The organism is Chryseobacterium sp. FR054, assembly GCF_056844565.1.
In genome coordinates, this window is the sequence record NZ_JBXDSA010000001.1 from 389,948 (window position 1) to 405,970 (window position 16,023).

At 40.0% G+C, this 16,023-nt stretch carries 11 protein-coding genes; 10 read left to right on the forward strand and 1 reads right to left on the reverse strand.

The features are described from left to right. Positions 1-18: 18 nt before the first annotated feature. From AC106S_RS01890 to AC106S_RS01925, 8 genes are all read left to right on the forward strand, one after another. A complete protein-coding gene (locus AC106S_RS01890; protein WP_482437441.1) occupies positions 19-6,090 on the forward strand; it encodes a non-ribosomal peptide synthetase in 6,072 nt (2,023 codons plus the stop codon). 339 nt (positions 6,091-6,429) lie between these two features. Continuing rightward, positions 6,430-7,023, forward strand: coding sequence for an HPP family protein (locus tag AC106S_RS01895; protein ID WP_482437442.1), 594 nt, complete (start codon positions 6,430-6,432; stop codon positions 7,021-7,023). Positions 7,024-7,031: 8 nt separating this feature from the next. Further along, entirely contained in the window at positions 7,032-7,376 is a 345-nt protein-coding gene (locus tag AC106S_RS01900; protein ID WP_482437443.1) for a hypothetical protein, read from the forward strand. A 16-nt stretch (positions 7,377-7,392) separates the two neighbouring features. Further along, positions 7,393-8,307 carry a TIGR01777 family oxidoreductase gene (locus tag AC106S_RS01905; protein ID WP_482437444.1) on the forward strand — a complete coding sequence of 305 codons (915 nt, stop codon included), beginning with the start codon at positions 7,393-7,395 and terminating at the stop codon, positions 8,305-8,307. Positions 8,308-8,334: 27 nt separating this feature from the next. Beyond that, a complete protein-coding gene (nudK, locus tag AC106S_RS01910; protein WP_482437445.1) occupies positions 8,335-8,916 on the forward strand; it encodes a GDP-mannose pyrophosphatase NudK in 582 nt (193 codons plus the stop codon). A gap of 24 nt (positions 8,917-8,940) precedes the next feature. Then, positions 8,941-9,399, forward strand: coding sequence for a DUF2750 domain-containing protein (locus AC106S_RS01915; RefSeq protein ID WP_482437446.1), 459 nt, complete (start codon positions 8,941-8,943; stop codon positions 9,397-9,399). Positions 9,400-9,412: 13 nt separating this feature from the next. Next, the gene (locus AC106S_RS01920; RefSeq protein WP_482437447.1) at positions 9,413-10,111 is read left to right on the forward strand and encodes a DUF2306 domain-containing protein; all 699 of its coding nucleotides are present in this window, start codon (positions 9,413-9,415) and stop codon (positions 10,109-10,111) included. A gap of 204 nt (positions 10,112-10,315) precedes the next feature. Then, positions 10,316-10,858 (forward strand): hypothetical protein, encoded by a 543-nt coding sequence (locus AC106S_RS01925; protein ID WP_482437448.1) that lies wholly within the window; start codon positions 10,316-10,318, stop codon positions 10,856-10,858. 109 nt (positions 10,859-10,967) lie between these two features. Here the strand turns inward: AC106S_RS01925 and AC106S_RS01930 are convergent, their stop codons facing one another. Continuing rightward, entirely contained in the window at positions 10,968-13,424 is a 2,457-nt protein-coding gene (locus tag AC106S_RS01930) for an SEL1-like repeat protein (RefSeq protein ID WP_482437449.1), read from the reverse strand. 265 nt (positions 13,425-13,689) lie between these two features. Between AC106S_RS01930 and AC106S_RS01935 the strand changes: the two genes are divergently transcribed. Both AC106S_RS01935 and AC106S_RS01940 read left to right on the forward strand, forming a co-directional pair. Then, positions 13,690-14,454: a hypothetical protein gene (locus AC106S_RS01935; RefSeq protein ID WP_482437450.1), complete on the forward strand. Its 765-nt coding sequence runs from the start codon at positions 13,690-13,692 to the stop codon at positions 14,452-14,454. 176 nt (positions 14,455-14,630) lie between these two features. Beyond that, positions 14,631-15,524 (forward strand): retropepsin-like aspartic protease, encoded by an 894-nt coding sequence (locus AC106S_RS01940; RefSeq protein WP_482437451.1) that lies wholly within the window; start codon positions 14,631-14,633, stop codon positions 15,522-15,524. The last annotated feature ends 499 nt before the right edge of the window (positions 15,525-16,023 follow it).

The window sequence follows — 16,023 nt, forward strand, 5'->3', positions numbered from 1 at the left end:
AACTAAAACCCAACCAAAATGAACAAAATGTTAACAAAAGAATCAAGCGTTGTGTCTTTAATTAACACAGCGACAGCAAAGTATCCCGACAAAAAGGCACTGATCTGCAATCATTCAGCTATTACTTTCAAGCAATTAGAGAATGAATCCAATCAGCTTGCCTGTTATTTAAAGCAAAGAGGGATATTTACGGATGTTCCTCTTTGTTTTTGTCTTGATCAGTCTATTGAAAAAGTAATTGTCATGCTTGCCATCTGGAAAGCCGGCGGCGCTTACGTTTCTTTAGATCCTTTATATCCTGAAAACAGGTGCAGACATATCTTAGAAGATACAAAAAGTCCAATTCTCATTACATCAAAAGCTTATGCAGGAAAATTCCATTTCTATCATGGGGAAATCATTCTGATTGATGAACAGAAAGAAAATATTGAGCAAATGCCTTGTGAAAATATATTTCAGGAATCTGAAAACAGCCTGGCGTATCTGGCTTATACCTCCGGAAGTACAGGACTTCCAAAAGCAGTCATGGCGGAACAGGCAGGTCTTTTTAATTTTGTAAAATATTTCGGGGAATTCCTGAAACCTGAACTCAGTGATACGGCCTTGAATATTTCATCTTCAAACTTTGATGGTATTGTTCTCGATCTGTGGGTTCCCCTGTCTTTAGGTCTCACTGTTTATCTCTATCCGGATAACAGGATCGTTGGAGAACCTCTTCTGGAATATATCTGTGAAAACCAGATCAGCCTCCTTCCTTATCTTCCGGTGTCTATTCTGGCTACTCTTCCCACTGACAAAACTACGGGCAGACTGAGAAAAATATGTACAGGTGGAGAAGCTCCCATTCCCTCTGTGATTCATAGCTGGAAATCTAAGGTAGAACTTATCAATATTTATGGGCCTACTGAAACTACGGTTGTCGTGTCCGGGTTCCCATTCAATGAAAACTATCCGATGGGTACTATTGGAAAGCCGCTGCCTAACGTAGATTTTTATGTTCTGGATGATGCAATGAAAGTTCTTCCGGATCATGAAACAGGTGAACTTTATATTGGCGGTATACAGGTGTCCCGAGGATATTATAACAGGCCGGATCTCACTTCCGAAAGGTTTCTTCCATACATCACAGATGAAGGTAAAGTGGCCAGGGTTTACAAGACAGGAGATCTTGTCAGAAGACTTCCGGACGGAAATATTGAATTTACAGGCCGGGCAGATCAGCAGGTTAAAATCAGAGGTTTCCGGGTAGAGCCTGCAGAAGTGGAAGAAAATATCAGGCAATCCGGGCTTGTTGAAAATTGTGTCGTTATAGTGAAACAGGAAGGGGATGATAAACAGCTGATCTGTTATTTTAAAGGTTCGGAAGCCTTTTCTGAGGACCTCAGAGCTTATCTGCCTGAGCATCTTCCTTCTTATATGATTCCTTCCGGATTTTTAAAAGTAAAAGAATTCCCTTTAACAGCCAATGGAAAAGTTGATAAAGCAGCCCTTCTCCATTTGGAAGAAGCTGAAGAGATAAGAAGATCCTATACAACACCCCAAACCGAACTGCAGCAAAAACTGGCTCAGGCATGGAGCGCTATTTTAGGAATAAAAGAAATCGGAATTGATGATAATTTTTTTCAGTTTGGAGGAAATTCAATCCTGGCTTACCGTCTTACGGGGTTACTTCGGAAAGAGCTGAGTCTTCCTTTGGAATCTGCGGATCTATTTTCACATCCAACAATTCACGTTTTAGAGAATTATATAATTAACAAGAAGGTTTTTCATGAGAAGAATGTTTATACCTCAAAAAACACGATTATCCCACTTTCTTCACAGCAACAAAACCTATGGTTTCTGGACCAGCTACACGGAAGTTCAGCCTATCATGTAGGAGCTTTATATCCGATAAATCCTGAAATTTCTATACCTGTTTTAGAGAAAGCCTTTTTACAGCTTCTGAAAAAACACCGCATACTAAGAACAGTTATTGAAGAAAATGACGGACAGTACTTCCAACACCCCATCAGTGAAAATAACTGGAGACTGGAAACCGTATATAGCCGGAACAAAATCAACGAGCTGATCCGGATTCCGTTTGATCTGAAAAGAGATTATATGCTGAGAGCATACATCATCATTGAAAAAGATCAGCCCATTTCTTTGTTTTTAATGTTACATCATATAGTGACAGACGGCTGGACGATGCCTTTAATTATCCGGCAACTTAATACCCTTTATCAGCAGATCAACCATATTGACATTCCTTCAGCCTCTATATCGTATCCGGAATATGAGGATTATGTTCAATGGCAGGCTGTGCAGGATTATGAAGATGGCATTCAGTTCTGGAAAGAATATCTGGCTGATGTTCCGGTACTTCAGATTGTTCATGATTTTAAAAAGCAAGCTTCAGGTTCAGATCCGGGAAAACAATATCAGTTTGAGATCAATGAAACCTTGACGCATTCTTTACAAAAGATTTCTGAAGAACAGTCCGCTACTTTATATATGACGTTATTATCTGCTTTCGGACTTTTAATGCAGTATTACAGCGGCCAGGATGATATCTGCATCGGAAGCCCGTCTTCCAGCCGTCCTCTTGCCTATGATAAAACTGTCGGATATTTCTCCAATATGCTTCCTGTACGGATAACCATTGACGGGAATCCTTCCTTTTCAGAGGTTTTAAAACAAACCAGGGATTCAGTTTCCAAAATACTGCAACATCAGGATGTTCCTTTGGACAGAATTATCAATGAGGTGATCCAGGACCGTTTTGCAGGGCATAATCCTTTATTTCAGAATGTTTTTGTGCTTCAGCATCCTGATGAAGAATCGCAACCTTCTGATATTATCCGGAATCAGGATGTGGAATGGATCAGCAATCAGAAAACCAAGTTTGATCTTCAGTTTGAAGTATTGCCTAAACATTCAAAACTAACCGTCAATATTGATTATTCTGAGGTTTTGTTTAAAGAAGAAACCATCATCCAGATGGCTGAGGTTTATCAGTCTATTTTAGAATCTGTTGCCCGTTATCCCAACCGGAAGATTGGCGAAATAAAGGTTTATGAGGTATTAGAAAAAGGAAAATCTGAAATTCACTCACCTGTTGAAAATCCTAAAACACTGATTGAATTATTTGAAGAGCAGGTAGAAAAAACACCGGAGAAAACAGCCCTGCATTATTCAGGGATCGGTATCTCTTACCGGGAACTTAACGAAAGATCCAGCCATATTGCGGAACAACTGATCTCTTTAGGCTGTAAAAGCGGAGATTTTATTGCCTGCTGTCAGGATCAGTCTGCTGAACGGATCATTACTTTACTTGGGATCATAAAATCCGGAGCCGCTTATGTTCCTTTGGATACAGGCTATCCTTCTGAAAGGATTCAGACCATACTCAACGATACAAAACCGAAATTCCTTATCGTATCTGAGTCTGTTGATCCTGAAACGATCAATACTTCCGAACAACAAGTCCTTTTTATTGGGGAAATGCTGGCCAATCCTGTTGAGCATATACAGCCCGCTTATTCCCATACCCATACTCCCTCCGATCTGGTCTACGTTATCCATACCTCCGGAACCACCGGCACGCCGAAAGGTGTACTGATTGAACATCGGTCTCTGGGAAATTTCATCACAGAATACGGCCAGCTGCTCAATCTGAACGAAAAAGACAGGACTCTGCAGTTCTCTCCTTATAATTTTGACGGTTCGGTTATCGATCTGTGGATTCCTCTTACCAAAGGGGCAACTGTTCATCTGTATCCGAACAATAAACTTCTCGGAGATCATCTTGCTGAATTTTTAAGTCTCCATTCTATCACAGTTATTCCATTTATCTCACCTTCCGTACTTTCAACAATTTCCGGTACTATGGAACTTCCAATACTTAAAACCATAGGAACCGGAGCCGAAACCTGTCCGCCACAGGTAAGCAGATACTGGAAACAGCGGGTAAAACTAATCAACATGTACGGACCCACAGAAGCCACCGTAGCGGTGAACACTTTTATTTTTGATGATATTCATCCCGGTAACACCATTGGAACCGCAATAAAAAATACCCGGCTCTACGTTCTGGACTCTTACTTACGTCCCGTACCGGATGGGGTCACAGGTGAACTCTATATTTCCGGGATACAGCTTTCAAGAGGGTATCTGAATCAGCCTGACCTAACGGATGAAAAATTCATCACAAATCCTTTTGCCGGAGAAAACGGGATTTACAGCAGGATGTACAGAACGGGAGATCAGGCAAAGATATTATCAGACGGAATGCTGCAATACGCCGGAAGATCCGATCATCAGGTAAAAGTTCGCGGCTACCGCATTGAGCTGTCTGAAATTGAAAATACCCTGCGCCAAATCAAAGGAATAAAAAATGCGGTAGTTCACATTCATACCGGTTCCGAAACCGAAAAATCGCTCAGGGCCTTTGTTGCCGCAGATGCTCCTGTTTCTCATATTAAAGCTGAATTAAGCAGGAAACTTCCGAGCTATATGATTCCGCACGAGATTTATATGATTGATGCCATTCCGGTGAAGTCCAACGGAAAAACAGATATGGAATCTTTAAATCTGCATGCATCAGTATCGATGACTGAAACCTGGGAAATTACAGAAGAAGAGCCTGCCAATGAATACGAAAGAATCATTAAAGAAATCTGGACCGATGTTCTGCAATGCCGGATTTCCGGTATGGGTGACGATTTCTTCAGTCTGGGAGGACATTCTATACAACTGACGAAGCTTTACAACAAGTTGTTTCAGAAATTCCCCAACACCATTACCCTGAGCGAATTATACCTGAACAGTACTATAAGAAAACTTGCCCGGCTGATTGAAGAAAGAGAGTCCGGCACGGATATAAAAAATTACAGTCTCGGCATGGACCCGCTGAGTTTTGAAATAAAAAGAGACGCTATGGTTTCTGCTGAACAGTTTAAATTTCATGTTTCCGGAAAAGGAAATTTTACAGATCCCAAAGCAATTCTGCTGACAGGTGTCACCGGCTTTGTGGGGATTCATATATTAACGGAACTACTCCATTCCACTCAGGCTGCCATTCACCTTCTGATAAGGGCCCGCGATGAAGATCATGCCAGAGAACGTCTGTTTGCAACTATGGAAAGCCAGCTGATCCCATCAGAAGTATATGATCCGAAAAGAATCAGCATTCATGTTGGAGACCTTGCCCAGCCGTTTCTGGGACTTTCTTCTGAACAATACAACGAACTGGCACAGACTGTGGATGTTGTTCATCATGCAGGAAGTGCCGTAAATTTTATCCAGCCTTATTCGTATATGAAAGCGGCCAACGTAGATGCCCTTCATACCCTGATACAATTTGTAACCACCCATCAGCTCAAACAGCTTTCTTTACTCTCTACCGTTGGCGTATTCAGCTGGGAGCATTATTTCACCAAACCTCAGCTTATCAGGGAAGATACGGATACACGAGCGGCTTTTAAATACCTGAGCCGTGATATGGGATACATTCAAAGCAAATGGGTAATGGAACAGGTTGCCGCCGAAGCCATTCAACAGGGGGTTCCTATCATTATTTTCAGACTGGGATATGTTTTCTGCCACAGCCAGACAGGAGCTACTGCCCGATATCAGTGGTGGGGATCACTGATCAAAACCTGTATCCAGCTTAAATGCTATCCTATACTGATGGATCAGAAAGAGGAACTGATCATGGTTGATTTTGTAGGAAAAGCAGTTGCCCATATTTCCAGAAATCCTGATGCTGCCGGAAATATTTTCCATCTAAGCCCGGAACCTGAAGACAATATGACGGTAACTGAGTTCTTTGAACTTCTGCGCCGGGAATTCAATTTTGAATTAACTCCCGTTCCTTTTACAGAATGGCGGTCACTTTGGGAACATGATGAAAACAGCCCGCTTTACCCGCTCCTTAACTTGTTTAAGTTTGAAGCTTATGATGGAAAATCCATTATTGAAATCCATCAGAATACCCCTGATTTCGACATCAGCAATACCAAAAAATTTCTTTCGGAAAGCGGGATTGAAAATAAAACCGTACAGCGGGATAATGTAGAGGCATTCTGTAAATATCTCGGCGTTCTTTAGTCTACGGTAATTGGTAACAGAAGACTGATGCTGTTGATTAAATAATTATTTCTCTGACTGTGTCCGGATCTTTTGCTCCGGATGCAGTTTTTTTATTTTCTCTTTAAAATGCTCAATTATTTTTTTTGTTTATGAGATTAAAATGAATTGAATAAAGCATTTTTATAGTCCTGTTTCAAATTATTCTAAAGCCATATTCACCGGAGAATTATCCGTTTGTAAACGGATAATTCTGTATCTTTGATGAAATTTCTTTTATGAAAAGAAACATCAGAGGGAATTTATACCCAACCGTTTATCAATAATTTAATGCAAATTATAAACAATAAAGAAGAATAAATGAAGAAGACAATAAAAAGAACTTTCAGGGTCTCGAAGTATGTGATCTATAAGGAAACACTGGTTGACTACAAGGAGCATTTCTGGTCGTTTCTGGGTGCGTTTTTTGGAATCGGGATCATCGCCTTTATCCAGTCGCATTCTTTAGCGGAGACTGAGAATATTTTCCTGATCGGTTCTTTCGGGGCTTCAAGTGTTCTGATTTACGGGGCTATTCAAAGTCCCCTGGCACAGCCCAGAAACCTGATCGGAGGTCATGTTTTTTCGGCAATTGTAGGGGTTACCGTTTACAAGATTGTTCCTGACATCATCTGGCTTTCCGCTCCATTGGCAGTAGCATTGTCTATTGTAATGATGCAGTACACAAAAACTCTTCACCCGCCCGGCGGTGCCACAGCTCTGATCGCCGTGAGTTCCACAGGGAAAATTCCGGAGCTGGGATATTGGTATGTTATCTCCCCTGTTTTATCGGGGTGCATTATTCTGCTGATTGTGGCCTTGTTTTTCAATAATATAACGCCAAACCGGAGCTATCCTTCCCACAGCAGGTTCAAAAGACTGTTACAGAAAAGACATAGTCATCATTTAAAATAAACCAATTAATGAACTGCCTGGAATGCGGCGAAAAAATTATCGGAAGGGCTGATAAAAAGTTCTGCAACGATGCCTGCCGGAATGCCTACAACAATAAGCAGAATAAAGATTCTAACAACCTGATGCGGAATGTAAACAATAAGCTCCGCAAAAACTACCGTATCCTTACCGAGTTTAATACGGAAGGAAAAGCAAAAGTGGCCAAATCCAAATTAGACAATCTAGGTTTTGACTTCGATTATTTTACGAATCTGAAAGTCTATAAAAACGGTTCTGAATACCGCTTTATCTACGATTACGGCTATAAATTCCTGGAGGATGATTTTATCCTGATTGTAAAAAACCAAAATTAACCCAAACCTCATCATTATGAAGGAAATTGTTCTGATCACCGGTGCCGGTGGCATGGTCGCGCAGGAGCTGTCTAAAAAGATAAGTAAAGAATTTGAAGTAAGGTTCCTGACCAGAAAAAAGAAGCATGAACATGAATTTGAATGGGATGTTCTGAAAGGAACGATTGATGAAAAAGCTCTGGAAGGGGTTTCCCACATCATCCACCTCGCAGGAGCCAATATTTCTGAAAAACGCTGGACGAAAAAACGGAAAGAAGAACTGATCTCCAGCCGTGTAGATTCTGCGGGGCTACTTCTGAAGGCGGTAAGAGATAAAAAAATTAAACTCAGGTCTTTTATTTCCGCTTCGGGAATCAATTTTTACGGAACGGAAACTACGGAAAAGATTTATACGGAAGACGATATGCCGGGAAATGATTTCCTGAGTGAGGTTGTAGTTCTGTGGGAAAGAGCGGCCGATAATTTTAAGGAACAGAACCTGGCAGAAAGAGTGGTAAAAATAAGAACAGCCGTAGTACTTTCGGAAAAAGACGGTGCCCTGAAAAAGATGGTTCCAACGATACGATACGGAATAGGTTCTGCTTTAGGCAATGGAAAGCAGTATATGCCCTGGATTCATATTGATGACATCTGCTCGATTTATGAGACGGCATTGAAAAATCCGGACATAAACGGCGCTTATAATGCTGTTGCTCCGGAACATACCACTAATGAAAACCTGACAAAGAAAATTGCTGAGGTTCTTAAAAAACCTTTATTTATGCCGAATGTTCCGTCTTTTGTTTTAAAGCTGATGTTTGGTGAGCTGGCAGACGCGCTTTTAAAAGGATCAAGGGCTTCCTGTAAGAAAATTCAGAACACAGGTTTTACATTCAGGTTTCCGGATCTCAAGAAGGCTCTGGAAGATCTGTTAATTCAAAATAATCCATAACACACTATATCAACGATTCATCATTTTATGTATACTCCCAACGTAACGATTACCAATACCGAAATTCTTTCTGATAACTGGTATATTTTAAAGAAAGTCACCTACTCTATTTCAAAAAAAGACGGTTCAGCAGAAACCCAGAGCAGGGAAGCCTATGACCGGGGAAACGGAGCGGTTATTTTACTTTATCATAAAACTTTAAAAACGGTTATTTTAACCCGGCAATTCAGACTTCCTACGTTTATCAACGGCAATCAGGACGGAATGCTTATTGAAGCCTGCGCCGGACTTCTGGATAATGACCATCCTGAAGAATGCATCAAAAGGGAAACGGAAGAGGAAACCGGATATAAGATTTCCAATGCCGAAAAGATTTTTGAAGCATATATGTCTCCCGGCTCCGTTACCGAAATCCTGCATTTTTTCATTGCCGAATATTCCCATGATATGAAAATAGCAGACGGGGGCGGCCTGGAAGAAGAAGGTGAGCATATTGAGGTACTGGAACTCCCGTTTGAGAAAGCGCTGGAAATGACCGATAGCGGAGAGATCAGGGATGCCAAAACAATTATGCTGCTGCAGCATCTCAGAATTAAAGGAATTTTATAACACTTAATTAATACAATACACACTATGCTACAAGATCATATCACGGTAGAAAACCGCCATAAAGACTTTATCCGGAAAGTATGCGAAACAGAAATTCTTTATGCCTTAAAGGATGAAACAGGGTTTGCGGTATCCTACTCCAACGAACTGGAATATGAAGACGGGGAACCGGTACAGATCATCTGCTTCTGGTCTGACCGGGCAAGGGCAAAATCCTGCATTGAACAGGAATGGAGCCATTATGAAGTATCAGAACTCTCCCTGAATGATTTCATCGAAAACTGGTGTCTGGGCATGAATCAGGACGGATTGGTTGCGGGAACTGAATTTGACAATCATCTGTTCGGATATGAAGCTGAACCTCTGGAGCTGATCCTTGATCTTGTTGAAGAACTTAAAAGAACAGGGAAGTCCCTCAATTTCAGAAAATTTGAGAACATGGAAGATCTGGAAACGCAGATTAAGGAAGTTTTAGAAGATTAACATAGCGGATTAAATGGCAAAGTCTATTGGAATAAAGATCATTAATGCAGTGGCTGTATGTTTAGTGATGATATTCAGTCTCGTCATGCTGCAGACGATCTTCCAATATACCGGGCTGGAAAAGAATGTGGGCTTTCTTCTGTTTAAACAGCAGGTGACCGGAAATCCTTACTGGATGGCTTTCTTTTACATCCATATTTTTTCGATAACGCTTTGCCTGCTGGCAGGTTTAACGCAGTTTTCGAGCCGTTTTTTACAGGAAAATAAAAAGCTGCACAGAATCATTGGCCGGATCTATGTTTATAATATCCTGGTCATCAACGTGCCGGCCTGTTTCGTACTGGGAATGTTCTCAAACGGAGGATTGATCGGAATTACCGGTTTTATCGTTCAGGATATTCTCTGGGCATATTTCACAACGAAAGCTATTCTTTCCGTTAAAAGAGGAAATGTTACAGCACACAGAAATGCTATGATCCTGAGCTATGCCGTTACGGTGACTGCCATTACATTCAGAATCATTAAAAATCTTTTCTATAACGAAAAACTTCACGACTATGAGTTGTTTTACGGAATGAATGTATGGCTGGCACTAATCCTTAACCTTTTAACCGCCTTTTTTATCATTAAAAGAAAACGGCAGACATCAGCGTCTGAGATTAAGGTTGTAGAAGAAAATAAATCCTGCCACAAGCAGCACCAAAGCGAATGAGCCGACAAAGATCACAGTATCCCAGAGCGTCTCATATTTGCTGTTCCTTGTCCAGCGATTGAAAAAACGCATCATCAGATAAGCGATCCCGCCAAAGATAAGGACTATAAAGCCCAGAAATAAGTATAGTGTCACGTTTAAATAAATTTATATCAAAACTATTATTTTAAAATTAAAAAACCATCATTTAAACCTAAATAGACTGTGAAAAAAGCATTATTATCAAAAAACAACATTATTTTTTTTATTATTCTCGTAGTCATTTTCTGTTTTGACGGTTTCTTTTTAAAGCCTGCCATTCAGGATCATTACCTGAGTACAGATTTGCAGAACTTCAATGCCGGATTCTGGAAATACCAGCTTGCAGTCGCTGTCATCATTACAGCTGCCCTTACTTTGCTTATGAAAGTGAAAAATCTGGCAGCCATTGTTATTATTTCTCTTTTTTCAGGCTTTTTTACCTTTTGGGCATTCAGAACTTTGATTTCCAATGTACTGCTGTACGTTAATTCTCATACTGAAAAAAACACCACCGAACAGGTTTATCAGGTTATCCATCACCGCGAATATAAAATTTTCTGGCTGGATGCCGGTGAGAAAAAATCGATTCACGATACCAAAGAACTTCACCTTATTGATGAAAAACGAAAATCAGGAAATCAAAAATCAATTTTCACTTATCAGAATACGGACACTTTACATATCCGTTTTAAAAAAGGAATTTTAAATATTAATTATCTTGACTAATTTTATTTAAACTCGGAAAAGGGAAATTACGTTTAACGATGTCGGCTTCAAGCCTCTCTGAATCAGAGATTCTAATGCGGAACTGGCGTCAAAATTCAATATCTTATCGTCAGTCCATATCATTCTCTTCGCCATACTTCTTCCACTGCCTATATTTTTCAGGATCTGCAAAATCCGGATCTTCTCTGTAATAATGCAGCAGTCTTTCAAGCGCATAGAAATAATTCATATAGCCCAGGGCATCCTCATAATATCTGAGTGCCTTTTTAATATTCTGTTTCACGCCAAAGCCATGATCATACAGGATTCCGTAATAGATATGGGAGTAAGTACCGTCGTAATCCTGTCTCAGATAGCGCTGTAAGTTTGCATAGTCCTTTTTCTGGTAGTAGATCTCGGAGATGTTTTCCCGGTTGAAGCTGTATTTTTTTTCCGCTTTTTTGTAGTAATCCAGGGCAAGATCATAATTTTGCTCCACATATTTTCCGTTAAAATAAAGGTCTCCCAGGTTACCGAGTGCTGTACCGTTACCCAGATCCGCCGCTTTACCGTAACATTCCAATGCTTTCTGAATATCCTGAGAATACCCGATTCCGTTGTGGTAATGGTATCCCAGATTGTTCCAGGCATAAGATTCGTTCTGTTTTGCCGCTTTTTCATACCAGAAAAGTCCTTTCTGAAGATCGTAAAACTCAGGATTATCTCCATTGGTGAGGATAAACCCGAGATTGGTCTGCATCGTGGCATCTCCACGCTCTGCTCCCATCGTGTACAACCGGACAGCTTCTCTGATGTTGCCTTCTCTTTCCATTTCGACAGCTTTAGACTTCAGCGTTTCATTATCAAAGTGATTTTCATATCCCGGGCCGGTTTTTTCAGTCCATTTCTTATAAAAATCAAGGAAATATTTCTGGTCTTTTCCGCGAAGGTTGTATCTTTTTTCATAAAGAGTTCCCATTTCAGAATCAGATATTTTCTGAAGCCTTCGGTCTTTGTTCAGTATCAGCATTTCTGATCCTCTGAAAAGGCATAAAAGCTGGTTGTCATAGTCGATTCCCTCGCAGATATAATCGTACGTGGGACTTGAAACATCTGTTTTCCGGTCATAATAAAACATTCCGGTCTGAAGGATGATCCTGCATATTTCCGGCCTGCATGATTCTATTTTCTGATGTTCTCTGGAAAACGGAACCAGCCATCGGTCTTCCGAGGCCTCATAAAGCCCGGTTCCTTCTGAAACTGAAACAGTAAAAACATTCTTCATCTCCTGAATAAATGAATCGACCCGGATATTTTCAATTTCAAACTCTTTAAGCCTGAACCGTTCGCTGAGAGTATCATAGATCTGCCATTTTTTATCCTTTCTGTAAGCGGCTACCATATAGCCATCCAGTGTGATCAGTTTGTCTATTCCTTCATCCAGAAGGCTTCCATCCGGCCGGATGATGCTGATCTTATGCTGAAACTTATTAGGATTTACCCAATAATACCCGTTATCTATCGGAGACAGAGTATCTTCAGGATATTCTCCCATATAAACTCCTTCCAGGTTATAATAGGCCCTCTTTGAAGTTCCAGGAAGTTTTCTGAAGACAAGCCCCTGATAATCAAAATTAAACGGGGTTTCAAAATCTCCGGCAACGATTTCTTTATTCCACTGGTTAATCAGCCTGAAATGTTCTCCTTTTTTTGCATTGAACAGTCCTGTGTAATTCAGCAGTTCCAGATCGTCAAAACTGTTGGGAACCGACCATTCTTCCTCATCTATATCCATAACACCCCATAAATCATCGGCCTGAACCAGTCCGTAATTTTTTCCGTTAATAGAAAGTGCCTCCAAAACATCCTGATAAAGGCATTTCACAGTCAGAATACCGTCATTTTTAAGATAACCGAACTTACCGTCTTTCTGAACAACGGCAATCCCTTCCTCATTAAAATCATAGATCTCGTCATAGACTGCCGGAGCAATTACATTGCCTTTACTGTCTTTCAGTCCCTGAAAGCCATTTTCTTCAAAAGTTTCGTAGTGATCTTTATAAGCTTCGTCGTTCCAGTATCCCAGCCCGTAGTTGATCCAGTCTGTCTCCAGAATTTCCAAAAATGAACTGTACCCGGATCTTTTCAGGAAAGCTTTTTCCAAAATCTTAAGGTCCATTTTCTGAACGGCTCTATTATAGATGATATACTGATCTTTTATCTCTTCAATCCAGTCTTTAGCCTGATCAGAATGCCTGTCTTCACTCATATTGAAAACATCCCAGGCATCCATTTTTAAGGTATCATAAGGAAGTGATTCCAGAAATTCAAACATTTTATTCACAGGTTCATAATACACCTTTTTATAATTCAGCTGATAATGATCTGCCAATAACTGATAAAATGTCCGCAGCTTTGCTATACCTTCCTGTCTGTCGAAATACATCAGTTTTCCTTTTGATCTGGGATTTCCAAAAAACAGAGGAAGCAGAAGTGCCGGAATTTCGTAATTCCATTCCCCCAAATACCAGGGATACTGGCCATTATTCTCTGCATCAACATTATATACGTAAATACGGTGTGCCATAATTTTTCATTTTTTCATATTAAAAAACCAGGTCTGGAGAACAGCTCACGGTTTCTTTCATTCTAGTTTTATGATCCTGATTTCTGATTGCATTTCCTGATCCGGAAACAGACTTTCTTCAAGTTTCATGCAAAATAATAAAAGAAAATGAAAAACAGACTTTGCTACGCTTTAATTCAGGGAAATTTAATCATTAAAAAGAGCATTATATCCTTCAGTTTTGAATTTAAAACCTTAATTTTGAGGCCATAATTTCTCCATCTATATGAAAAAAATAGTAACCGGGCTTTCCCTGATGATGTCGTTTGCAGTCTGGGGACAGAAAGCTTCCGGCAAAACTCAGAGTCTGGTGCAGTATTCTTACCAGACTTTCGGCTGTGACAATAAGGGATATTTTGATCCTGCAAAATATAAAAAGAGCGAGATTGACGATACGTACAAGCTTTTGTATAAGTTCAGCGGACTCTATTTCGACAGTCCTACGGTATTCAAACTTTCAGGACTTGAAGATATAAGGAAAAATAAAAACACCTATCTCCAAAAGCTGGAACAGCAGTATCAGGAAAAGAAAAAAGAACTCTACGGTCTTAAAGTAATCGACCTTCCGATATGGAAAGATCTTCACCAACAGGCAATGCAGACCTTTGAAAATGAATATCAGCTTACCAAAGAAGACATTACCGCCTTTTCCGACCCTTCGTCCCTGAAAAGCAGTAAATTTTACAATACCTGCCGGGAACATATTGATGCGATCACTGCCTCTGACAGACAAAAGATGTATACAGCCTGGAAGAGTTATGCAGAAGCAAGCAGCAAAAGAAATTCCAATCCACAGGCGGTTATGGCTAACTTTAATGCCAAGTTCAATGATCCTCAGAAAGACGATTATGCGATGATCGATCTGATCGGTATTTCGTTTCACAACTGTGCCAATAACAGTTTCAGACCGACGGTAGATGAAGAAGGAACCGTATATAAAACCTTTGATAAGATATTTACAAAGCTGAAAATGGATTGCGATGAGCCATAGGCTTTGGTTTAAAAGATTTCAAATAACAGAAACAGTACCTGACCGGGTGCTGTTTTTTGTTAACATCCGAAAAAGAACAATGAATGTTAACAGCACGGTTAAGGAAAGGTTAATGACAGGCTAATCTTTTGCAAAGGTGATAATTCCATCTATTTTCGCCGGTAAATCAAAACGTTATGAAATTCATTTATCTTGTTTTAGCAGTATTAGTCAGTACAGGAATATCAGCACAGAACGGTCCGGTGATTATTCCGTTTTCTCTGGAAGATCATTCCATTTACATCTATTGTAAGGTCAATAAAACAGACAGCATCAAGTTTTTATTTGACACCGGCGCCAGTAATTCTGTCATCAACAGCAACGCCAAGAAAAAACCGGCTCTTACCATTGACGGCCAATCTGTAAACCAGGGCTCCAACGGAAGCAATACGGTGGAACACAGCAGCCACAATACCATACAGTTCGGAACTCTTGAAAAAAAAGATGTCCTGCTTACCCTGATTCCCTATGAAACCAATCATTTTGATGGTGTGTTCGGTACCAACCTGATGCAGGGAAAGATCATTGAAATTGATTACCATAAAAATGAGATCCGGTTTCATGATGAAAACAGCAAGACCATAGATTTTACAGGCTATGAAAAAATGAAGCTGCATCTTGTGGATGATTATCCGGCCATAGAAAGCAGCTTCACCGTCAATGGCAAAGAATATTCCGGGTTATTCGGTCTCGACAGCGGTGCTGATGATGCGCTGACCATCGCTTCTCCTTTTGCCAGAAAACATGCTTTGGCAGGCTCCATGAAAAAAATAGGAAAAGCGACAGCCCAGGGTTCAGACGGTTCCGTATATGAAATGCCTGTGGTACTCTGCCCTTCCCTGAAATTTGCCCAAAAGTTCCTTTATAATATCCCGGTTACCCTTTCCGGATCTAAGGAAGGTATTGATTCCACCGAGAAAATGGCAGGTTTCTTCGGTAATAAATTCCTCAAGAGATTTAATACGATCATTGATTTCAAAAGGCAGCTCATTTATTTTAAACTTAATAAATATCTGTATGAGTCTTTTTAAACCACTAAATTTTATTTGAAAATTAAGATTTTTACTGAAAATTTCAAGTACTCTTAGAGCCTGTGAAATTCTATATTTGATTTTTTAAATACCATTCAAATCTTTATCTGAATCACTCTTTAAGGATCTCTTGATTAATAAGATAGTGTATTGATGGATTTTTTTGACGCAAAGGCCTTAGCTTCTTTGTGCATATTTCAGGAAGCAAAGTGGAGAATCAACTCCGTTGATCCGATGAAGCGTATGGATAAGCATCAGCTTCATCAGCGACGAAGCCGCTTACCTTTGCCTGCTTACAATAAAACGGTATTATTCGTCAACTTTGCGCTTAATTTTTTGCAGAATTGAAGAAATATAGAATTGGCAGGATCTTTTTAGAGTATGTTTAAATTCTATATTTGATTTTTTAAATACCATTCAAATCTTTATCTGAATCACATTCTTTAAGGATCTTTTGATTAATAAGATAGTGTACTGATGGATTTTTTTGACGCAAAGG

What these genes read in the sequence shown, in the direction of transcription:
- AC106S_RS01890 (WP_482437441.1), top strand. Translation starts at nt 19, where the DNA reads ATGAACAAAATGTTAACAAAAGAATCAAGCGTTGTGTCTTTAATTAAC.
- AC106S_RS01895 (WP_482437442.1), top strand. Translation starts at nt 6,430, where the DNA reads ATGAAGAAGACAATAAAAAGAACTTTCAGGGTCTCGAAGTATGTGATC.
- AC106S_RS01900 (WP_482437443.1), top strand. Translation starts at nt 7,032, where the DNA reads ATGAACTGCCTGGAATGCGGCGAAAAAATTATCGGAAGGGCTGATAAA.
- AC106S_RS01905 (WP_482437444.1), top strand. Translation starts at nt 7,393, where the DNA reads ATGAAGGAAATTGTTCTGATCACCGGTGCCGGTGGCATGGTCGCGCAG.
- nudK (WP_482437445.1), top strand. Translation starts at nt 8,335, where the DNA reads ATGTATACTCCCAACGTAACGATTACCAATACCGAAATTCTTTCTGAT.
- AC106S_RS01915 (WP_482437446.1), top strand. Translation starts at nt 8,941, where the DNA reads ATGCTACAAGATCATATCACGGTAGAAAACCGCCATAAAGACTTTATC.
- AC106S_RS01920 (WP_482437447.1), top strand. Translation starts at nt 9,413, where the DNA reads ATGGCAAAGTCTATTGGAATAAAGATCATTAATGCAGTGGCTGTATGT.
- AC106S_RS01930 (WP_482437449.1), bottom strand. Translation starts at nt 13,424, where the DNA reads ATGGCACACCGTATTTACGTATATAATGTTGATGCAGAGAATAATGGC.
- AC106S_RS01935 (WP_482437450.1), top strand. Translation starts at nt 13,690, where the DNA reads ATGAAAAAAATAGTAACCGGGCTTTCCCTGATGATGTCGTTTGCAGTC.
- AC106S_RS01940 (WP_482437451.1), top strand. Translation starts at nt 14,631, where the DNA reads ATGAAATTCATTTATCTTGTTTTAGCAGTATTAGTCAGTACAGGAATA.